Raw genomic sequence first — 20,116 nt, 5'->3', positions numbered from 1 at the left:
GACCGCGCACACTCAATACGTTTACGATGACGCCGCCAGATGTCATATGAGCGAATGCCTTTCGGGCGAAATAAATTGCGCCCAGCAGGTCGACGCTCAGCACCTTCAGCCAGAACCGCGCTAGTGAGCCTCAAGGGTTTAAAGATTACCAGGCCGGCGCGTTGTTGACGATTATTACCAACCTGCCGAACGCGTGAGCGCAAGTCGACAGCACCGTGATAGCGGTCTCCCGGAGCGCCCCTTGTCGAACCGCATGCGCGCCTTCTGGACCTTGCCTCCACCCACGTCGGCTCACCCGTGCACCTTCGGTGCCCAACCGCATGGCGATGGCCAGTCCAATCCCGCTTGCAGCACCGGTTACGATTGCAGTCTTGTTATCCAGGCGCATCAGGTTCGACCTCTTTCTGGGGAGCAGCAAGTGGTTCAGTCCAGCCTTCAGCGACCCGATCCACGCTCAGCAGGCTGCGCGCATAATTCTGTTGCGCGCGAACAATGGCATCGTCCTGCTGTGAGGGAAGAAAGACCGGCAAAGCAAGGCAGACACTTTGTGTGGCCAGCAGCTTGTTCCAGTTCGCGATCAGCGCCTTGAAAGCGCGCCCCACCGCCCTCGGATTTCGGTCGAGGTCATAGAGGCCGAGCGGATTGATCCGTCCGTTGTTCTCCCGAAGCGCACTGTCCCAGTCCACCTGATCCGTCAGCGAGTACCAGGTGAAGCCTACGATGGGGATGCCATCGTTGCGGATCCGCAGCACGTTGGCCCACTCTTTCCACAGCCAATAGACGGCTTCGTCTCCATTGGGGCCTTCGCTGATGTTGGTCTCCGTATGCATTACGGGAAGCCGGTAGCGGTTGAAGTACTGCCGCGTGATCTCGTCATAGCCAAACACCTCGCCGGACCCGGACGTCGTTCCGTCTGCCCAAACCCTATGTTCGTTGGTCTGATAATAGTCGGTGCCCATCACGCAATGCCTGCGCAGATGGCTCTCCAGGAAGAAACTGTATTCTTCGGCCGTCATCCCGTTTTCGAGAAGATAGCGATAGGTGTGCGCGTCCACGTCATGACCGTAGTTGAGGTCAAGCGACAGGAAACGCTCGCTGTTGAACCGTTCCGCTCTGCCGACCGCCTCGGGAGAATCGGCGTGGAAGTATTCCGAGGATTCGCTCTGTATGAAGATGGCGTCCGGCCGCACTTCGAGGATCGCCCGCATGGCAAGCACGTTCGCCTTCACGATGTGCTTGAGGGCGGTAACGAAAGCAGTGTCGCTGCTCAGTTGTTCGTTCCACCATCCCCAGCGAGCCGAAAAGGTGGCGCAGATGAACATCTCATTTATTGGGGTGAAGAGCTGGATCCACGGATAGCGTGTCGCAAAATCCCTGGCGTAGTGCTCGAATAGTGTCGGAAAGTCCGCGTTCTGGAAGTTGCCAACCCAGTCCGGCACGCCAAAATGGCAAAGGTCGACGATCGGAAGAATGTCTTTCGCCTTCAGGTCCGCGAAGGTCTCATCGGCGAATGCCCAATCATAACGTCCGTCACCCAGCCATGTTTTGTGGATCGGAGGTCCGTAGCGGAGGAAATGCACCCCGAGATCCTGGACCAGTTCGAAGTCGGTGCGCCATCGTTCGTAGAAGCGGCATTTTTCCATTTCGTCGACGCGCTCCCGGCCTTGTCGAATGGTCGGGGTGCTGTTCTCGATGCCGGTGGCAAACATGAACGTGAACATTGATGGTCCTTAGCCAAGGCGGAGATGCCCGCGCTTGGTCAAACGTTCAGTGCTCGACGCAGTTCCTGCAAGACTGCTTGTCAAGTTCGGTAGGCGCCTGACAACCACGTGCCTGCAAGTGCTATTCAAAGTCGGTTGACCGGTCTTTGCGAAAGGCAACGCCACATGGCGGGAAAGCCTTCGAACCGGCTTTTTGCCAAAGCCGGAGAATGGCTGGTCGAGAAGGTTCGGCGGCGATTTCTCCAGCCTCACCCGGCCATTCGGAAGATGGCGCTACGCTCGTGATCGTGAGCAGGGCCACCCCAGGCATAGGCGGGTCGAGATTGGCGGAATTCTATCGCACGGTTCAAGCGAGCAGTTTGCGCCGAATATGATCGGACTATGCTGGACGGAGAGGTCGGCTTCGGGCCAGCCCAGTTGGCGTCAAACGGGTCTTTGCGAGTTAAGGCGGTATGGCAGTTATCCACGTTTGCAAACTGCAAACGGACGTTCCGCTGCCGCCATTCACTGGGAGGCAGACCCGCGGTACATCACCGATATTCTCGAAGCCAATAGTTAGTCTCGTTCATCGTCCCATGGTTCGACAGACCCATACGAGAGAATACGAGAGATATGGACCGGCGAACCATCCGCTGTATTGATCTCCTGTAGAAAACAGTGACCCTCAGAGACTAGCATGATCGTTATTTGTCAATGCGCTGCGAAGCTGTTCGCCCAATTGATTCAAGAAGCTGATCCAGCCACTCCCTGACCGCATTTATCTTCTGCCGAACGGCAGCACCGCGCCTGAATTCTGCCTCCGGATCAATGTTCGCGTGCGCAAAACGGCCGCTCGCGAACATACATTGACAGGTCCAGTTCCGAATAATAAGTTCGGTCATAGAACGAATTAACGGGAGTTCAATGTGACTGACCTGCCGCGCATATCCCGTCAGTTCTCACAGCGCTCCGTGATGGAAGCGATCGTCCAGGGCGGGCCGATCTCCCGCGCCTCAATCGCCAAGCTGACGGGCTTGTCGAAGCAGACCATCTCCGAAATCATGCGCGGGCTCGAGCAGGAGGGCTGGGTCCAGGAAACCGGCCGCACCAGCGGCCATGTCGGGCGCACCGCCGTCACCTACGAACTGGTCCACGACGCAGCCTATATCATCGCCGTCGACCTTGGCGGCACCAAGGTGCGGGTCGCGCTGACCGACCTTGCCTGCCAGATCTTTGCCGAAGCCGCCACACCGACCGACCCGCGCGGCGGCCAGTTCGTCGTCGATCAGATTGCAGCGCTGGCCTTCGATGCCGCGGCCAGACAGCACGTCGCGCGCAAGAAGATACGCCTGGCCGTCATCGGCGCGCCTGGCGCTCCTGACCCGGCCACCGGCCGCATTTTAATGGCGCCGAACATTGCCGGCTTCGACACAATGAATGTGCTGGATGCCTTCGAAGAAGCGCTCGGCGTCGCGGTGATGATCGAGAACGACGTCAATCTCGCGGTGCTTGGCGAGAACTGGCTGGGCCAAGGCCAGGGCATCGACAATCTCGCCTACATCGCGCTCGGCACCGGCATCGGCAGCGGGCTGATGCTGGGCGGCCATCTGGTGCGGGGTGCTGGGCACGCCGCCGGCGAGATCGGTTTCATGCCGATCGGGGCCGATCCCTTCACCGAGGAATCACTGCGCACCGGCGCATTCGAACGCGCGGTGGCCACCCACGCCATGACCGATCGCTACCACGCCCTCACCGGCAGGCAGGTCTCGGTGCCGGCAATATTCGAGAATGCCGCGCTTGGCGACAAGGACGCGCTCACCGTGCTCGACGAAACTGCCCGCCATCTGGCGCAAGGCGTTGCGGCAATCGCGGCAATTGCCAATCCAGAAAAGTTTATCCTCGGCGGCTCGATTGGGTTGCGGCCCGAAATCCTGTCCAGGGTGCAGGCGCTTCTGCCGCTATGCTTCCCATATCCGGTCAGGGTCGAGGCGAGCGAACTTGGCGCACGCGCAGCCCTCATCGGCGCGGCGGCAATCGGCCTTGGCCAGTTGCACAACACGCTGTTCGGCGTCGACGCGCCTGATGGCCGGATTTCGCTGCCGCCTGCCCAGGCCGCCGCCCTGAAGGAGGCCGCGATATGACTCACGATATTACCGCCCGCCTGCAGGCAGCGCTCGACCGTGGCGACGCACTAACGCTGTTTCGCGGCGCCATCGACCGCGAGAGCATCACCGGCAACGAAGCCAACTTCGTCGACTTCCTCGAAGCCAGGATGCGCGACCTTGACCTCAGCGGCCTGACCAGGACGGAATTCCTTCCCGGGCGGCCCAACATCTGGGGCGAGCGCAAGGGGGCCGACCAGGGAAAGCGCCTGCTGTTCATCGGCCATACCGACACCGTCCATGTCGACGGCTGGCGCGAGCATTGGGCAGGCACCGAGCGTGAGGATCCGTTCGCCGCCCCGATCATTGATGGTGCTGTCTGGGGCCGAGGCTCCGGCGACCTCAAGGCCGGCATCACTGCTTCGCTTGCGGCACTCGCGCTACTCGACAAGGCCGGCATTCGCCTCAAGGGCGACGTCGCCTTTGCTTTCGTCGGCGACGAGGAGAGCGGCCAGCCCGGCACCGGCGTTTCCGCCGGGATCAAGCACTTCGTCGGACGCATTGAGACCGGCGAGGTGACAGCACCCGATTTCAGCGTCTATGTCGAGCCGACCCGCCTGGCCGTCTATGCGGCGCAGATCGGCTTCTTCATCACCGATATCTCGATTACCGGCAAATCCGCCTATTTCGGTGTGCCAGAACTCGGCAAGGATGCGCTCCGTGCAAGCCATGCCGCGATGACGGCGCTTTGGAAGCATTCGGATGAGGTCGCCGCGCGCGCCGAGCACAAACTGGTCGGGCGCGGCTTCCTGCTTATCACCGGGCTTGCCGGCGGCGGCTACATTGCCGTTCCCGAGCGCTGCACGCTCTCGCTGATCCGCAAGCTGTTGCCTGGCGAAGACCTCGACACCGCCGCCGCCGAGATCGAGGCTGCCGTGCGCGGCGCGATCGCCGATCCGGATATTTCGGTAGAGTTCGCCTACCCCGCCGGCCGCGACCACAGGCTGGGCGGCACCGCTGCCGAGATCGGCGAAACGCGGGCGGAAGTCGCCATGCTGTCCGACGCGATGGCTGGCGCAATGAGCGGACGCGGCGTCATCGAGGGCGCACCGTTCTGGTCGGAGTCCCCCTTCTTCATCAATCAGCTCGGTATTCCTGCCGTCTATTGCGCGCCCGGCGACATCAGGAATTGCCACACATTCGAGGAGCACGTCGATGTCGAGGAATATTTCGCCGGCATAGTCGGCTTCGCCGCCTTCATGGCCCGCTACTGCGGCGTGGCCGACTGAACCACCAACGAAGCAAAATGGGAGAACTGACATGCCGATGAAGACACTGATCGCCGCCGCCTTTGCCGGCGGATTGATGCTTGCCGCCAACCCAGCTTTCGCACAGACGGTCGGCCCGCAGGGCGAGAGCGCCACGCCGAGCGCCGACGTGATCCTAAGCGATGCCGACATCGCCGCGCTCAAGGACAAGGGCTACAAGGCTGCCTTGCTCTGGCACACCTCGTCCGATTTCACCAATGCGGTAACCGCCGGCGCCACCGACGAATTCGCCCGCGCCGGCATCACCATTGCGGTCAAAACGGATGCCCAGTTCGACTCCGCCCGCCAGCGCAGCGACATCGAGACGGCGTTGGCCGCCAAGCCCAACGTCATCTTGGCGCTGCCGCTCGACCCGGTCACCTCGGCAGAAGCCTTCCGCCAGGCGGTCAAGGACGGCACCAAGCTGGTGTTCCTGTCCAACTTGCCCAAGGACTACAAGCAGGGCACCGACTACGCTTCGATCGTGACTGACGATCTATTCCAGATGGGCAAGCAGGCTGCGGACGCGATGGCCAAGGCGATCGGCGGCAAGGGCAAGGTCGGCTACATTTTCCACGACGCTGCCTACTACGTCACCAACCAGCGCGACCAAGCCTTCAAGACCACCATCGAGAAGGTCTATCCCGACATCAAGATCGTCGCCGAACAGGGCATATCCGACCCGGCCCGCGCCGAGGAACTGGCCAACGCGATGCTTTTGCAACATCCCGATCTCGACGGCATCTACGTGACCTGGGCCGAGCCGGCCGACGGCGTGCTGTCGGCGCTACGCGGCGCCGGCAACGCCAGGACCAAGATCGTCACGCTCGACCTCGCCGAGCCGGTCGCGCTCGACATGGTCAAGGGCGGCAATGTCGCAGCCCTCGTCGCCGACAAGGCCTATGAACTCGGCCGCGCCATGGCTGCCTCCGGCATGAAGTCGCTGCTTGGCCAGCCGACACCAGCCTTCGTCGTCGCCCCGGCCCTGACCGTCACCAAGGAGAATGTCGCGCAGGGCTGGAAGGACTCGCTCAACCGCGACGCGCCGCAGCCGGTGCTCGACGCGGCCAAGTAAGGCTCTCGCTCCGGCGCGGCCCGCCGCACCGGAGCTTTTCTTCGACACAACAAAAAGGGAACCGGGACATGCGCAAAGCATCTGTAATCATAACGACAGTGGCGAGCCTGCTAGCCATGCACGCCTTCGCCGCTGAAGGCGTCACCACAGGACCGAATGGTGAAAAGCCGGTGCCGGCGAGCAGTCTTACGCTGACGCCAGCCGAAGAGCAGCAGATCAAGGACGGCAAGTTCACCGCCGCCCTCGTCTGGCACGAGATGAGCGAATACACCAACGCCGTCAACGCCGGCGCCCATGACGAATTCAAGCGCCTCGGCATCGAGGTGGTGGCGCAGACCGATGCCGGTTTCGACGCCGCGCGACAGAAGGCCGATATCGAGACGGTGATGGCCAAAAAGCCGTCGATCATCCTGTCGCTTCCCGTCGATCCGGCGACCGCAGCTTCGGTCTACGATCCGGCACGCCAGGCCGGCGTCAAGCTCGGCTTCGTCGACAATTCCCCGGCCGGCTACAAGCAGGGCAGGGACTATGTCACCATCGTCTCCGACGATCTCTTTCAGATGGGCAACAAGGCCGGCATCGCCATGGCCGAGGCGCTCGGCAAGAAAGGCAAGGTTGGCTACATCTTCCACGATGCCGACTTCTACGTCACCAACCAGCGCGACCAGGCCTTCAAGAAGACCATCGAGCAGGACTATCCCGATATGAAGATCGAGGCCGAGGCCGGCATGGCCGACCCGGCGCGCAGCGAAGACATCGCCCAGGCGATGATCACCCAGCATCCGGACCTGGACGGCATCTATGTCACCTGGGCCGAACCGGCGCTGAGCGTGCTTTCGGCCTTGCGCGGTGCCGGCAACACGCACACCAAGATTGTCACGCTCGACCTCAACGAGCCTGCCGCGCTCGACATGGTCAAGGGCGGCAACATCGCGGCCCTCGTGGCCGACGAGGCCTACAGCATTGGCGTGACGCTGGCGCGCGCGTCGGCAGGTTCGCTGGTCGGCAAGAAGGCCGAACCATTCTATGCCGTAGATTCCATCGCCGTCACCAAGGACACGGTGAAGGACGGTTGGAAGAAGTCTCTCAACAGGGACGTACCGGCGGCCATCGCGGACGCGGTGAAATAGGCTCGAGGCGAAGCGCTCACCACCGGAGGAATAAAATGTCCAGTGCCAACACCAGTGCCGGTAGCAGCTTCGCCAGCCGTTTCAATCTACAGCAATATGTCGTCTACCTCGGTTTCATGGCGATCTTCCTGTTCTTCGCCATTGTGCTGAGGGACAGCGGCTTCCTCACCGTCCGGAACTTATCGAACATCGTGTTGCAGACGACGCCGGTGACGATCATGGCCATCGGCCTGGTCTTCGTCATGTCGGCCGGCGAAATAGATTTGTCGATCGGCTCGATCGTGGCGGTGGCGGCCCTTGCAGCCGCCGTCACCATCAACGCGTACGGCATGCCGGCAGGGATAGTCGCCGGCCTCGGCGCCGGCCTGCTGATCGGCGTCATCAACGGCGTGCTGGTGGCGTATGTCAGGCTGCCCTCCTTCCTGGTGACGCTGGCGACGCTCGGCCTGTTCGCCGGCGTTTCGCGTTCCATGACAGACCTTCGCTCGATCTCGGTGACCAACGAAGCGTTCACCGGCTTCTTCGGTTCCGGCTCGCTGCTCGGTGTCCCCTCACTCGTCTGGTGGTCGGTGATTGCCGTGGCCATCGGCCACCTGGTGTTCCGCGAGACCCGTTTCGGCGCGCATGTGCTGGCGACCGGCGACAATGCCCGCGCCGCAAGCGTATCGGGCATCAGCGTGCCCAGGATCAGGCTCGCCGTGCTGACCATCAGCGGCGGGCTCGCCGGTCTTGCCGGCTTGCTCTATGCCGGTCGCCTGCAGGCGGCGAAATATACTCTCGGCGAAACCGACTTGATGACGGTCATCGCCGCCGTCATCGTCGGCGGCACGCTGCTCAATGGCGGCAAGGGCTCCGTGGTCGGCGCGCTGGTCGGCTCGTTGATGATGGGCATGCTCAACAACGGCCTGATCCTGATGGGCCTGTCGGTCTCCGACCAGATGATCGTGCGTGGCCTCATCATCCTGACCGCAGTCGCCGTGTCGCTGCGCGAAAAGAACCGCTGAAGGAAGCCATCCATGTTTCTCGACATTTTGCGCCGCCGCAACCCCGCCTTCATCGAATCAGCTATCCGGTTGCACCAGAAAGGTAAGCTGCCGGCCAATGCTTATGTGCTCGATCTCGACACGGTTGAGGCCAATGCGCGGGTTCTCAAGAGCGAAGCCAACCGCAACGGCCTGAAGATCTTCGCCATGACCAAGCAGGTCGGCCGCTCCTCGTCGTTCTGCCGGGCTGTGATGCGCGGCGGCATTGACCGCGCGGTCGCCGTCGACATGGCTTGCGCCCGCGCCACCCACAAGGCAGGCATGAAGCTTGGCCATCTCGGCCATCTCCAGCAGGTCGCAAAATTCGAAGCGGCGGCTGCGGCGAAAACCTTCAAGCCGGACTACTGGACCGTGTTCAACGATACCAAGGCTGGGGAAGCGGCGGCAGGCGCCAAGGCGGCGGGCTATGTGCAGGATTTGCTGGCCCGCATCGCCGCCGAAGGCGATATCTTCTATCGCGGCCATGAAGGCGGTTTCAATGCCGCCGACATTAACGATGTCGCCGACCGGCTGGATGCCGTCGAAGGCGGCCGTTTCGCCGGCATCACCACTTTCCCTGCTCTGCTGTTCGACCATGCTTCGCGGAAAGTGCTGCCGACCCCCAATCTGGCGACGCTCGCGAAAGCTGCGGAAGCGTTGGCCAAGGCAGGCCGCAAGGACATTGAGATCAACGCGCCGGGCACCACGTCGAGTGTCATGCTGGCGGCACTCGCCGAGGCTGGCGCGACGCAGTGCGAGCCCGGCAATGGACTGCATGGCACCACCGCGCTGCATGTCATGGAAGATTTGCCGGAGCTGCCGGCGGTGCTCTATCTCACCGAGGTCTCGCATCTCTCCGGCGGCAAGGCTTATTGCCTTGGCGGCGGCTTCTACATCGATCCGATCTTCCCCGACTACGACGTCAAGGCGATCGTCTCGGCTGAACCGACGACGGCAGGCTCGGCACTGCGCAGCGTCGAGGTGCCGCCGCCCTCTGCGATCGACTATTACGCCATGATCGATGCCGCCGGCGCGAACGCGCCGAAGCCTGGCGACAGCGCCGTGTTCGGCTTCCGTGGCCAGGCCTTCGTCACCCGCGCCCATATTGTCGGCGTGTCGGGCATTTCGACGGACAATCCGAAAGTGGAAACCATCGAGAACGGCTTCGGTGAACCCTATGCCTGGCCAGTCTAGGAGAAACACATGACGGTGAGCGCGCCCATCCTTCAGCTGCACGACATTCGCAAGAATTTCGGCGGCATCACCGCGATCGAGAGTTTTTCGCTCGAGGTTTTCCCGGGCGAGATCGTTGCACTCGTCGGCGACAACGGCGCCGGAAAGTCGACGCTGGTCAAGATCGTCTCGGGCGTCCACCCGCCCTCGTCCGGCACCATCGTCATCGAAGGAAAACCGGTGACGATGTCGAATGCCACCATGGGGCGCGCGCACGGCATCGAGGTCGTCTACCAGGACCTGGCGCTGGCCGACCAGCAGACGGTCTACATGAACATGTTCCTCGGCCGCGAGCCGCTGAACCGCCTCGGTTTGCTCGACCGCCGCCGCATGATCGACGAGACCGAGAAACTGGTGAAGGAACTGGACGTGCGCATCCCCTCCGCCCACGCCACTATCCGCGATCTCTCCGGCGGCCAGCGCCAGGGCGTTGCGATCGCGCGCGCCACTCATTGGGCAAGCAAGCTGATCCTGCTGGATGAGCCGACGGCGGCGCTGGGCGTTGCCGAAACCGCCCGGGTGGAGGCTATCGTCCAGTCGCTGAAGCAGCGCAATGTCGGCATCCTGATCATCAGCCACAGCCTCGACCAGGTCTTCAAGCTCTCCGACCGCATCTGTGTTCTCAGGCGTGGCAAGCAGATTGGAATTCGCGAGACCGCGAAGACCGATAAGAACGAGATCATTGCCATGATCACCGGCCTGCAGCAGCAATAGCAGGAACCTCTCTGAGAGCCCCCGCCCGAGATCCGGATGTTGTCGGCGATCACGCGATCGATCAGCTTGTGCCGCGTGGTGATCGCCATCGGCCCGTCCTGGTCGTAGCTGCCTTGCCACTCCGGATGCGGCGCCAGCAGCGCTGGCACATACATCGTGTCGGCCGAAATCATGCGCTGTTCCTTGCCGTAGTTTGCGAGGTAGACCGAGTGGCCGGGCGTGTGGCCGGCGCAGCGATGATCTGGAAGCCGGGCGCGACTTCGGCGCCGTCATGGATGCTGCTGGAACTGCTGCGTCGGGTGAAGCTGCCTGCATCGCCTGAATTTCTCCAGGCGTATCCGCACCAGCTTTCTGGCGGCCAACAGCAGCGCGTTGGCATCGCTATCCCAGTCTCGATTTGATAGGACCTATGCAATGTATGGCGGCGCCGACATCACCGTGCCGCCCGGCGGCGTCAAGCTGTCCGGTTTTGGTCGCGACAAAGTCGCTGCATGCGCTGGACAGATACACCGTCTCAAAACAGCCTGGATTTCTCTGGGCTGCCCGTTTCTCGCTAAGCGCTGCCGAAGATGAAATCGGCGCACCGATCGGCGATCATGATCACCGGCGCGTTGGTGTTGCCGCTGATGAGACGCGGCATGATCGAGGCGTCGCAGATGCGTAGGCGCGGCACGCCGCGCACGCGCAATTGCGGGTGGTCATCGGTGCCCATCCGGCAGGTGCCGCAGGGGTGATAAACCGTCTTGGCGTGTTCGAGGATGTGGTCTGTTATGGACTGATCGGAAAGGTCGGCGGCCCCGCCCGGCGACAGCTCCTCGGCGATCACCGCCTGCCCTACGAAACCCGCTTCGAGGATCTGGAATATCTCACCACCGGTCGCACCGATCTGGTTTCGGTTCTTACCAACAATGCCTACACTTCCATTCCCATTCCTCATTCTTTTGTCTTCCTGCTCGTGCTGGCGGCGGTGATGTTGGTCGTTCTGCACCGTACCGCCTTCGGACGATATCTCTACGCCGTCGGCAAAAATGAAGAGGCCGCGCGGTTTTCGGGAATCCGTACCGGCCGGGTGATCATCTGCGCCTATGTGATCTGCGCCGGGCTGACGGCGCTGTCATCCATCTTTCTCGCAATGTACACACGCTCGATCCTGCCAAGCTCGCACGGCAATTTCTACGAGCTCTACGCGATCGCCGCCGGCAGCCTTGAAGAAGTTTCTGCATTCGGCTGGCTCGAACAGGTGGCAGATGTCGCCGAGAGCTTGGCAGAGTGCGTCGAAGGTTCTGGCCGCTTTCTTTCGCAGCCGCGCCTTGAGTTTTGAGTAGGCCATCTCGATCGGATTGAGATCGGGTGAGTATGGCGGCAGGAACAGGAGCCAAGCGCCCCTTTGGCGAACCAGTTGTGCGGCGCGCTCGTTCTTGTGGAAGCCGACATTGTCGAGAATGACGATATCGCCGGGCGACAGTTGGGGAGCAAGCTGTGTTTCGATGTAGTGTTCGAAGATGGCGCCATTCATCGGCGCGTTGACGATCCACGGCGCGACAAGACCGTGGCATCGTAGCCCGGCGATGAAGGTCTGCGTCTGCCATTTGCCGAAGGGCGCATGCGTCCTGAAGCGCTCGCCCGTCGGCGCCCAGCCGGTGCGTTTGGTCAGTTTGGTGTTGGTCGACGTCTCATCGATGAAGATCAGCCGCGCCAAAGCCTTGTTGAAGAAGCGCTTTCGCCGCCCGGTCCACAGCTCACGCGCCTGGCGCACGTCGGCCCGTTGCTGCTCGCTGGCCAGTAGAGTTTTTTTATGACTGAGCCCAAGGCGATGGAGCAGGCGCCCGACATTGGAGCGGTGCACGCTCACACCACGCACCTCCAGTTCGACGCAAAGCTCATCCAGCGTCAGTTCGCCGGTCTCGGCATGCGGCTCAAGCTTGCCGCCGCCCACATGGCCCTGCCGGCGCGCTTCAAGCGAACCGGTCTGCCGCCGCAAGTTGATCAGATTGTTCACAAAGTGAGGCGAAACGCGGAAATGGCGCGCTGCCTCGCGGTGACCATGCCCCTCATCGACATACGCAACAACACGCTGACGCAACTCAAGCGGTAGCGGCTTGCCCATCGCGGTCTCCTTTCAACCGCAATGAATCACGAACTCAAACCAAAGGGAATCCTGAATCCCTTAAATCGCGACAGGCTCTAGTTGTGGAGGTGCGACAATTGAAATCCAGGCTGGCGTTCGACGCCGGATAACAGCGATTCCGCCGATCGGAACATGTCCTCGAATTCCAACTCGTTTTCAAACACCACGCCGCCGACGCTGATGGTCAGCGTATCCGCGGTTCCTTTTGGCGCGAAATAGGCTTGGGCCACGCGCGCCCGGATACGCTCGCCGATCTCCCTGGCGTCGTCTTCTGTCGCACCGGGCAGAAAGACCCCGAACATGGAGGTTCCGATCCGGCCCACCAGATCTTCCTTGCGTACCGATGACTGGATGGTCGAGGCTATGAGCCGCAAGGCTTCGTCACCCCAGCCAAGGCCGAAGCGCAGATTGATGGACCTGATGTGTTCGGGATGAATGACCAGGAAGGCGCCAGATCTTGGACCAGACGATTTTGGCCTGGTTGCTCTCCTTTCGACCATCGAAGTGAAGACCGTCCGGTTGAGGCAGCCTGTCAGGCTGTCAAAGGTCGCCGACTTGTTGAGTTCTCTTCGATAACGGACGAGCTCGGTCCGCTGCAGGCCAATGAACAGCAAAAGCGGGCCACCGACCATGACCGGCAACAGGATCGCTGTGACCATGCTGCGGCCAAACGGCGTCAAGACTTCCGAAAACAGAAGCAGATAGTTGAGGCCAACCGAGAGGAGCAGAATTCCCGCCGAACCCAGGGCAGTCAGCCATGCGATATCTTTCCATTGCCGGGGCGAGCTATTCGCCATTGGTGTCATCATTAGCCAATCTCCCGCCTGATCGGCTGTCATAAGGCCAAGGTGCTGCACTTTCAGTTTCGAGGAAACATACAATTTTAGTAATGGCGCAATCACCTACCATTGGCCCGAAATCAGGCCTTCAAAAGCAAGGCTACGGCGGCAAAAGCAAAGACACTGAATTGTCGGCTATTGTGGCGGGCCGAATATCCCCATCTCCGCGTCTCTGGCCACTGCCTCCGCCTTGCCATAGATGCCACTCGCCAAGGCCGTCGCCCAGCCATTGGAAACAAGCCAGGCGCCGACATCCTGCCTGCCCAAGCTGCACGGTGCCCCAATGACAAAACGATCGATTTCCGGCGGCACGACGCATTTCAGCGCCCGGCCGCGCAGCCAGGAATTGAACGTCGCGCGCGCACGCTGGCCGCAAGGCCAGGCGACGCCGCGAAAGGAACAGGTCTCGTCCAGGTCAATGCCTTGGATCCCGCTGACGACTACCTTGCGCCCCATGGATTCGAAGGTTGCCGACGAGGTGGCAACCGGTTGGAAAAGCAAGACCTCTGGCCAATCCTTTGGCATTCGCATCCCTGCAGGCGCGGCCAGACCAAGGTCGCTGAGCGGCGGGCGCGGCTCGACCCGTTCGATTTGCGCCGGATCAAGCTGTGGCGGCGCGATAAGGTCCTGAGCAATCTTGCGTGCCCGTCCTCGCCATGGCGTATTGGCGGCGCTCGGAGGTGGTCGCATTGCCTGGCTATGATCGATGGATTGACGTGGCGCTGGCCGATTGTTCGGAAGCAGATCTGCGGCCCGGATGATCAACAAGACCCCGGCCAGGAGGAGCAGGCTTCCGAGCGCTATCAAGCGATTGTGCCTCAGCCAGCCCATCAACTCAAGCAAGGTTCCTTGCCCCTCAATACCCCGATGTCGATTTGGCGACCAGCTTGAGTGCACCTTTTTGAACCTGATAGAAGGGCATGGATCGCTCACTGGAGCCATCCGCCCGAAACCGGAACAGGCCGGTCGATCCGCGAAATCCGCTCCGATTTTCGAGCACCTGCTTGCTGAAGCCGTCAGGCCCGGCCGAACTTGCAATTCCTGCTGTCAGGGCGACCATATCATAGGCGTAGGCGACATTGGCGTCGGCTGGATAATTGTAGGTCGTCTTGAAGCGGTCGGCGATCGGGCCGGTTTCCGTTGGGTCGAGCGTGGCGATGTAGGAGCCTTCAAACAGCGGCTCCATCGGATGTTCCAGCCAGCGGTTGGTTCCAACGACGGCAATTGCTTTTCCAGGAATGCCTTTCGTTTTGAGCGCCGCAAGGATCGGCGCCGGATTGTCGTCGCCGCTGGCGATGATGATGGCATCGGGAGCCTCGACCAGCGAGCCCACATCATTGACCACTTTGGTGCCGCCATCGCCGGCCGGATACGGAACGGTGACGGCGAGCGTCGCGCCATAGATGCTGAGACTGTTGGCGACCCGCTTTTCAACCACGCTGGCATTCGCGCCCGCCGCAACGAGCAACACGAACTTCTTGCTGCCTTTGGCCGCCAGGCCGGCTGCGCCCGCGGCCGCGCTGTCGGCCTCGTTGAGGCGCACCGCATAGACGCCCGGGCCGCCAGCGAAATTGTCGGCCAACGCCAGCACCGGCGGTCGCTTCGATCCCGACAGCTTGGCTATGTGCTGCGCGGCCGCGAGTTCGACCGGGCCGATGACGATCTTGGTTCCAGTGGTGATCGCCTTCACAGCCAATTCGCTGGCGTGCGCGCTGTCGCCCTTGGTGTCCTCGACCGTAATCGTGAGCAGGACATTTCCAAGGTCGGCCATCGCCAGCTTGGTCGCATCGAGCATCTTCCGGCCGTTTTCGCCGGCGTTGCCCGGGGCCGACAAAGGCAGCAGCATCGTGACCTTCGTCGACCCGGTGCCGAGCGATCGCGTGGCTTGGGCCGGGCTGGCAGCGGTGCCGGCGGCCGGCGCTCCGGGTGCGGCGATCGCCGCCGGATCGAGCGCGTCCGAGACGCTGCCTTTCGACTGGCAGCCCGACACCATGCCCGCGAACGCAAAGACGATCGCCCACGTCCACAAACCGTGTCGCTGCCGGCCAGAATCCATGATGCCTCCCTCATATCCCGCCGGGTATTTGTCCCGGTCTCATCCGTTCATCTTACGGCAGACTTGCCTCGCCGTCTTTGCAATTGCTGGATTATGGCTCAGCCGTCGAAAAGTCTTGCCCGGAGCGCCTTGATCATTCTGGCTTGCCCGGCGCTTCGATAGTCCGCGCATTTCATGTATCGCGGGCCCGGCACGAACAGTCGGCGCACACAAATCCGCCTCGCCGGGGCAGGGGCACCATCGTCTCCTGCTGTCGGGAATGCGGAGAATCCGAACGTCGCCACCGGCAATGGCCCGGCCACCGCAAAACCTTCTCTCGCCAGGATTGCACGCGCACGCCGGCAGTAGCGGACCGAAAGTTCGGAGAACCGGGTTTCACCGTGCCCGGCACGATACTTCATGACGGTGGTGCAGAGATCGCCTGCGGCAAGGCTGTTTGCCTGCGCCAGATATCTGACGCCGAGCGCGATGTTGGTCGCCGGCGCGCCAAGCTCGTCGAGCGAGCCACGAAAGCCCAGCATTCGGGCCGTCGCGGGCATTACCTGCATCAACCCGACCTCACCATCGGCGCCGTGCACATCGGGATCGAACCCGCTTTCGATCTCCATCACCGCGTGCGCCAGCACCGGTTCCAAGCCGTAGAGCGATGCCTGGCATGTCGCAAACGCCTTGAATGTCGCGCGAGTCCATTCGGAGGCGGCGTCGCAGCGAACCGGCCGCCTCAAGCCGAACGGTGCTGGTCTCGCCAGGCTAGGTCGTTCCAGCCAGTTGGCGCGGGCTTGCGTGGCAAGCTGGCCAAAACCGGTCAATGCGATCGCTCCGGCGATCGCCCTCGTCAATCGTCCGCCGACCATCGGGTCAGCCAACCGGCACTGCCGGATCCCTTCCGGTCAGTTCATGTACTCGACCATGCGGTCGTGGAAGCATTCGCACTTGTTGAGGGTGTCTTCGTCCTTGTAGTTCGTCTTGAGGTAGCCATAGGCCATGCCGCAGGCGACCTTGGCTTCCGACGCCCAGATGAAGGCGGGGCGCGAAGAATTGATCCATTCCGAGCTGTTGGCGACGGCCACCGACTCGTCCATCAGCTTCACCACCTCGGACTTTAGATCGACGATGTTGTCGTTCAGCACCAGGTTGGATGTGCCGACGGTCCGGCAATAGTCGGCCACCGGCCCTTCGATAATATCGGCAGCCTGCAGTCCTGTCGCGCATAACGACAGCAGCCCGGCCCCGAAAGTCACTCGCAAAATTCTGGTCATGCTCCTCACCCCGTCCCTTTCGCCCCTTAGGCCACGTCCGTCTTGGTGCCGTGGCTGTCATCGTAAAGTATCTTCACCGCATCGGCGGCGCTGTGGAATGTGTAGTTCTCCAGCACGGCGACCGTATGATAGTTGTCGCCGCCGCCGTTGGTATCGACCTTGACCTCGGCATTGGCCGCATTGGCCGAGGACTGCGCGATCTCCACGAAGCCGCCGCCGACGAGATCGGTGACGCCAGCCAAGCCCTTGAGCAACGAGGAAAGATCAAGCTGGTCGCCGTTGTGGAAGTCGGCGATCAGGTCTGCAACCTCGAGCGAGCCGATGGCGAAGGTCTTTGTCCCATCGGAAGCGACGGTCGGCTCTGCCGGTGCAACGAGCGAGGTGTCGAGTTCGACCTCAACATAGTTGCCGGTCGTTCCATCGGCCATCTGGAAGGTTCCACTGCCGGTCACGGCTTGCCCATCGATTTCGCCGACAGCGGAGGTCGTTGTCGTGCTTATCGAAGTAATATCGCTATGAGCGAGGTTCGACAACTCCCCGGCGTCGCTTATGCCGTTGGCGTTGGCGTCCTTCCAGATCAGCAGGCTGTCGAATGCCGCGTCGTTGTGGTCGATGAGGCCGTCATGGTTGCTGTCGAGCGAGGCAAGTGCTGCCGCCCCGCTGGCGAAATTGCCACCGCCGAAGCTCGGCGTGAACAGTTCGGTGCCGTCGTCGATCTTGCCGTCATCGTTGAGGTCCACCGCCAGCATGCCGTCGTTCGAGGTGTTCCAGGCGACCTGGTCCTTCGTCCCGTCGCCATTGATGTCGAACTGGACACCGTGGTTGAGGTCGGAGAAGGCGAAGCCGTCATGGTTGAGGTCGAGGATGATGGGATCCACGGCACCATTCGTGATGAGCGTATTGAGGTTGGTAATGTTGGTGATGCCCGTCAACTGAACCAATGTGCCACCGGCATTGGTGGTGGTCTGCTCATAGACATAGGTATTCCCGTTTCCAACGAAGGCCACGGTCGTGCCAGCGCCACCAATGTCGTTCGCCATCAGATATTGAACTGCTGCTGCTACGCCGCCGGCTGTGTTGAGGTTCAGCGGAGCTGCATAGGTGTCTGCGCTATCGAAGGTGACGATGCCATTTGCGCTGATTGCGTCCGACTTGATCGTTTGTCCGCCGAACGTCAAGGCCGAGTCGGTACCGTCGAAGCCGCTGATCGCGCTGGCTGCAATCGGGGCGACACCGAAGTCGAGCTTGTCCGCCGTTCCGCCATTCCCCCAATCGGTGACGGTGTCATAGCCTGAGATCGTGCCAGCATTACCCGACCCACCGATGACCGGCGTCGAGTCGCCAGTTCCGATCACGAAAGTGTCGGCGCCCGTGCCGCCTGTCAGCGTGTCGGCGCCGGAACCGCCTGTCATCCTGTCCGCGCCGGCTCCGCCGTTGAGTGTATCATTGCCGGAACCACCGTAGAGCTTGTCGTCTCCCGAGTTGCCGGACAAGTTGTCGTCGCCGCGTCCGCCGGACAGAACAACCGCCTGGGAGTTGAGGCCACTTAGAACGTCGTTGCCGTCTTCACCGAACAGCGTGGTTTCCGTCGCCGTCGTGGTGTGTGTATCGACGCCAGAGGTCCCATGCCAGGTGCTTGCATCCGGCGAAAGTGTCGCCGTCACCGATCCCGCGATGGCGTCGCCATCACCGTCGGTTGCCGTCACCGGGATAGAGATGTCGAATGGCGTCGCCGCATTGGCGGTTGTGAACAGGGGCGCGGTCAACTTGAATGTGTTCGTGCCTGGAAGACCTAAAATCTCCATGGCACTGAATGCGTCGCTGCTTGCCGTGACGGTAAAGGTGTCGCCGTTTCCGAGATTTGTCAGGGTGATGGTGCCGTCGGCGTTGTAAGTTACAACAGGCAGTGTCCCCCCGGAATTGTTTGCCACGGTCACTGTGAGGAACTGAGCAGTGCCTTCTCCGGAAGCGTCGCCGACGAATATGAGGTCGTTGTCGGCGTTGACACCTCGTATCATGAGAGTGGCAGCGCCACCGCCGCCCGTGTCGACGGTGCTTGAGAAACTGCTGACCTCGTAATGGTTTGTGTAAGCGCTCCCTGCAACCGTACCGTTTGTCGTCGCGTTCTGGACGAAGTCGAAGCGGAGCGTTTCGCCACTTTCGATGCTGTTGCCGCCATCAACGCCAAACTCGGAATTATTGGTATTGACGGTGTTGCCGTCGTTGGCGGTCGCCAGAAGGTCATTCTGGGTGGCATCTGGCCCATTCAAAACGATCGCTGCGTTGTTGCTGCCGCCCGGATTGGTAAAGCCGCCACTGTTGAATTGATTGCCCGCAAACAGTGATCCGGCTTGCGAGTAGGTCCAGGTGTCGGTTGCCGGATTGAGGGTTGCCGTGAAGGCAAGGTCGTTGCCGTTGGCTGCCGAGGTCCGTCCCTCGACGGTGTGCGAATCGACGACGTGGAAGAAGACCTGCTCGCCGTTGAGGAAGATGTTGGTACCGGTTGTATCCGTAACTGCGGTACCTTCGGTCACATTGAACACCACGTTGCCTACGCCGTCTGCGCCAGCGCGGGCTGCGAAGTTGATCTGTTCGCTGAGAGCCGTATGGGTTGCGTTATCGACGAAGATCGAATCCGGAGTGAACGGCAGCGGAGCGTCGTCCAGAACCGTCAGATTGACCGAGCCGGAAACATGATCACCGCTGGTGTCGGTCGCAACCACCTGAAGTCCGTTGATGGTGACGTTGCCCGAGCCGGCAAGATGCTGGAGCTGGTCGGTCAGCGTCGCGGTAACGACTGGTGTCAACGAGCTGTTGGCGCCGGCACTGGTGTTCAACAGAGACAGATAGATTGCCGGCCCGAGATTGGTGGGACCTTGCATCAGTGTGCCTACGAGCTGGCCGCCGCTGAGCGCCCAAGTGATCGAATATCCGGCCGCAAGCCCGTTAACCGTTGGCGCCACCCAGGGCGGCGCGCCACCGGCTGGGTCGGCAAAGGCAACGGTGATCGCCTCGCCCGTTGTGGTGAAGGTGATCCCGCTGATTGCTTGCGCCGTTTCGCCACGGCTGCCCGGGTTGGTGCCGGTCACGGCCCCAGCCTGCAGATCCGCAGGCAGTGTGAGATCGAGCGTGGTGTCGAGGGCTGCTTCGTTCAATGTAAGAGATGCGGTCCCGCCGCCTCCCGGAACGGTATTGGTCTGCACGTTCACTGTCACTGTGGCGGTCGAGGTGTCGCCGTCACCATCCTTGATGGTGTAGGTGAAGGTGTCCGACCCGACATAGATGCCTGTCGGCGTATAGGTGAACGTGCCGTCGTTGTTGTAGGTGACGGTGCCGTGAGCACCGTTGGTGGTTGTTATGACGCCGGGGGTGGTTGTGGCGACGCCATCGGCGCCGAAGACGTCGTTGGTGAGGAGGCCGGTTAGAACTGTTGGCGCGGTGATGGTCGGAGCCCATGTGTCGTTGTGCGCCGTCGGCACGTCGTCGGTGATGTTGATGACCAGCGTCTTGTCGTTGTGATCGCCGTCCTGGTCGGTGACGACGACGGCGAA

The 20,116-nt window shown here is 61.7% G+C and carries 17 protein-coding genes and 3 pseudogenes; 9 read left to right on the top strand and 11 right to left on the bottom strand.

The window, feature by feature from the left end; translation table 11 throughout:
• Positions 1-145: 145 nt before the first annotated feature.
• Positions 146-322, bottom strand: a complete 177-nt coding sequence (locus tag NKI35_RS30050) for a Rossmann-fold NAD(P)-binding domain-containing protein (RefSeq protein WP_280790539.1) — start codon at positions 320-322, stop codon at positions 146-148.
• Between the two features lie 52 nt (positions 323-374).
• A complete protein-coding gene (locus NKI35_RS30045; RefSeq protein WP_023681815.1) occupies positions 375-1,721 on the bottom strand; it encodes a family 1 glycosylhydrolase in 1,347 nt (448 codons plus the stop codon).
• A gap of 905 nt (positions 1,722-2,626) precedes the next feature.
• Here NKI35_RS30045 and NKI35_RS30040 point away from each other — a divergent pair.
• From NKI35_RS30040 to NKI35_RS30010, 7 genes are all read left to right on the top strand, one after another.
• Complete coding sequence (locus NKI35_RS30040; RefSeq protein WP_023681814.1) at positions 2,627-3,841, top strand: ROK family transcriptional regulator; 1,215 nt, start codon at positions 2,627-2,629, stop codon at positions 3,839-3,841.
• Entirely contained in the window at positions 3,838-5,091 is a 1,254-nt protein-coding gene (locus NKI35_RS30035; RefSeq protein ID WP_023681813.1) for a M20 family metallopeptidase, read from the top strand. Before NKI35_RS30040 ends, NKI35_RS30035 begins: the two co-directional genes overlap by 4 nt.
• Positions 5,092-5,122: 31 nt before the next feature.
• The gene (locus NKI35_RS30030; RefSeq protein WP_031198364.1) at positions 5,123-6,184 is read left to right on the top strand and encodes a substrate-binding domain-containing protein; all 1,062 of its coding nucleotides are present in this window, start codon (positions 5,123-5,125) and stop codon (positions 6,182-6,184) included.
• A gap of 68 nt (positions 6,185-6,252) precedes the next feature.
• Positions 6,253-7,314, top strand: a complete 1,062-nt coding sequence (locus tag NKI35_RS30025) for a substrate-binding domain-containing protein (RefSeq protein WP_352742392.1) — start codon at positions 6,253-6,255, stop codon at positions 7,312-7,314.
• Between the two features lie 35 nt (positions 7,315-7,349).
• On the top strand, positions 7,350-8,318 hold the full coding sequence (locus NKI35_RS30020) for an ABC transporter permease (protein ID WP_352742390.1): 969 nt from the start codon (positions 7,350-7,352) through the stop codon (positions 8,316-8,318).
• 12 nt (positions 8,319-8,330) lie between these two features.
• Positions 8,331-9,530, top strand: coding sequence for an alanine racemase (locus NKI35_RS30015; protein ID WP_352742388.1), 1,200 nt, complete (start codon positions 8,331-8,333; stop codon positions 9,528-9,530).
• Between the two features lie 9 nt (positions 9,531-9,539).
• Complete coding sequence (locus tag NKI35_RS30010; RefSeq protein ID WP_023686849.1) at positions 9,540-10,283, top strand: ATP-binding cassette domain-containing protein; 744 nt, start codon at positions 9,540-9,542, stop codon at positions 10,281-10,283.
• 23 nt (positions 10,284-10,306) lie between these two features.
• Here NKI35_RS30010 and NKI35_RS30005 read toward each other — a convergent pair.
• Positions 10,307-10,560, bottom strand: a pseudogene (locus tag NKI35_RS30005) (MBL fold metallo-hydrolase); the annotation flags it as partial.
• Here NKI35_RS30005 and NKI35_RS30000 point away from each other — a divergent pair.
• Positions 10,520-10,684: a hypothetical protein gene (locus NKI35_RS30000; RefSeq protein ID WP_352742399.1), complete on the top strand. Its 165-nt coding sequence runs from the start codon at positions 10,520-10,522 to the stop codon at positions 10,682-10,684. The pseudogene NKI35_RS30005 and the gene NKI35_RS30000 sit on opposite strands and share 41 nt — an antisense overlap.
• Before the next feature lie 152 nt (positions 10,685-10,836).
• Here NKI35_RS30000 and NKI35_RS31425 read toward each other — a convergent pair whose 3' ends face one another.
• Positions 10,837-11,220, bottom strand: coding sequence for a GMC oxidoreductase (locus NKI35_RS31425; RefSeq protein ID WP_502897191.1), 384 nt, complete (start codon positions 11,218-11,220; stop codon positions 10,837-10,839).
• On the opposite strand from NKI35_RS31425, the pseudogene NKI35_RS29990 reads away from it, so the two are divergent.
• A pseudogene (locus NKI35_RS29990) lies at positions 11,131-11,511 on the top strand (ABC transporter permease); the annotation flags it as partial. The gene NKI35_RS31425 and the pseudogene NKI35_RS29990 overlap by 90 nt on opposite strands.
• Here NKI35_RS29990 and NKI35_RS29985 read toward each other — a convergent pair.
• The 7 genes and pseudogenes from NKI35_RS29985 to NKI35_RS29955 all read right to left on the bottom strand — a co-directional run.
• Positions 11,479-12,390, bottom strand: a pseudogene (locus NKI35_RS29985) (IS630 family transposase); the annotation flags it as partial. The pseudogenes NKI35_RS29990 and NKI35_RS29985 overlap by 33 nt on opposite strands.
• Positions 12,391-12,467: 77 nt before the next feature.
• Entirely contained in the window at positions 12,468-13,220 is a 753-nt protein-coding gene (locus NKI35_RS29980) for a GGDEF domain-containing protein (protein ID WP_031243550.1), read from the bottom strand.
• Between the two features lie 165 nt (positions 13,221-13,385).
• Positions 13,386-14,093, bottom strand: a complete 708-nt coding sequence (locus tag NKI35_RS29975) for a thermonuclease family protein (RefSeq protein ID WP_352461175.1) — start codon at positions 14,091-14,093, stop codon at positions 13,386-13,388.
• A gap of 13 nt (positions 14,094-14,106) precedes the next feature.
• Positions 14,107-15,306 carry an ABC transporter substrate-binding protein gene (locus NKI35_RS29970; protein ID WP_352742385.1) on the bottom strand — a complete coding sequence of 400 codons (1,200 nt, stop codon included), beginning with the start codon at positions 15,304-15,306 and terminating at the stop codon, positions 14,107-14,109.
• Positions 15,307-15,404: 98 nt separating this feature from the next.
• A complete protein-coding gene (locus tag NKI35_RS29965) occupies positions 15,405-15,941 on the bottom strand; it encodes a lytic transglycosylase domain-containing protein (protein WP_502896852.1) in 537 nt (178 codons plus the stop codon).
• A gap of 255 nt (positions 15,942-16,196) precedes the next feature.
• Positions 16,197-16,565, bottom strand: coding sequence for a hypothetical protein (locus NKI35_RS29960; RefSeq protein WP_023738297.1), 369 nt, complete (start codon positions 16,563-16,565; stop codon positions 16,197-16,199).
• 26 nt (positions 16,566-16,591) lie between these two features.
• Positions 16,592-20,116: beta strand repeat-containing protein (locus tag NKI35_RS29955; RefSeq protein WP_352742383.1), on the bottom strand; the 3,525-nt coding region annotated here is incomplete at its 5' end.

It is taken from the genome of Mesorhizobium sp. M0676, from assembly GCF_040320535.1.
GTDB lineage: Bacteria > Pseudomonadota > Alphaproteobacteria > Rhizobiales > Rhizobiaceae > Mesorhizobium.
The sequence above is the reverse complement of the archived record's forward strand: the minus strand, read 5'-3'. Positions and strand labels throughout refer to the sequence as shown.

Bases quoted from the DNA above. Each gene is read 5' to 3' on its own strand.
- NKI35_RS29980 (WP_031243550.1), bottom strand. From the start codon at position 13,220: ATGATGACACCAATGGCGAATAGCTCGCCCCGGCAATGGAAAGATATC.
- NKI35_RS30010 (WP_023686849.1), top strand. From the start codon at position 9,540: ATGACGGTGAGCGCGCCCATCCTTCAGCTGCACGACATTCGCAAGAAT.
- NKI35_RS30025 (WP_352742392.1), top strand. From the start codon at position 6,253: ATGCGCAAAGCATCTGTAATCATAACGACAGTGGCGAGCCTGCTAGCC.
- NKI35_RS31425 (WP_502897191.1), bottom strand. From the start codon at position 11,220: ATGAGGAATGGGAATGGAAGTGTAGGCATTGTTGGTAAGAACCGAAAC.
- NKI35_RS30050 (WP_280790539.1), bottom strand. From the start codon at position 322: ATGCGGTTGGGCACCGAAGGTGCACGGGTGAGCCGACGTGGGTGGAGG.
- NKI35_RS30035 (WP_023681813.1), top strand. From the start codon at position 3,838: ATGACTCACGATATTACCGCCCGCCTGCAGGCAGCGCTCGACCGTGGC.
- NKI35_RS30020 (WP_352742390.1), top strand. From the start codon at position 7,350: ATGTCCAGTGCCAACACCAGTGCCGGTAGCAGCTTCGCCAGCCGTTTC.
- NKI35_RS29960 (WP_023738297.1), bottom strand. From the start codon at position 16,565: ATGACCAGAATTTTGCGAGTGACTTTCGGGGCCGGGCTGCTGTCGTTA.
- NKI35_RS30000 (WP_352742399.1), top strand. From the start codon at position 10,520: ATGATCTGGAAGCCGGGCGCGACTTCGGCGCCGTCATGGATGCTGCTG.
- NKI35_RS30015 (WP_352742388.1), top strand. From the start codon at position 8,331: ATGTTTCTCGACATTTTGCGCCGCCGCAACCCCGCCTTCATCGAATCA.
- NKI35_RS30030 (WP_031198364.1), top strand. From the start codon at position 5,123: ATGCCGATGAAGACACTGATCGCCGCCGCCTTTGCCGGCGGATTGATG.
- NKI35_RS30045 (WP_023681815.1), bottom strand. From the start codon at position 1,721: ATGTTCACGTTCATGTTTGCCACCGGCATCGAGAACAGCACCCCGACC.
- NKI35_RS29970 (WP_352742385.1), bottom strand. From the start codon at position 15,306: ATGGATTCTGGCCGGCAGCGACACGGTTTGTGGACGTGGGCGATCGTC.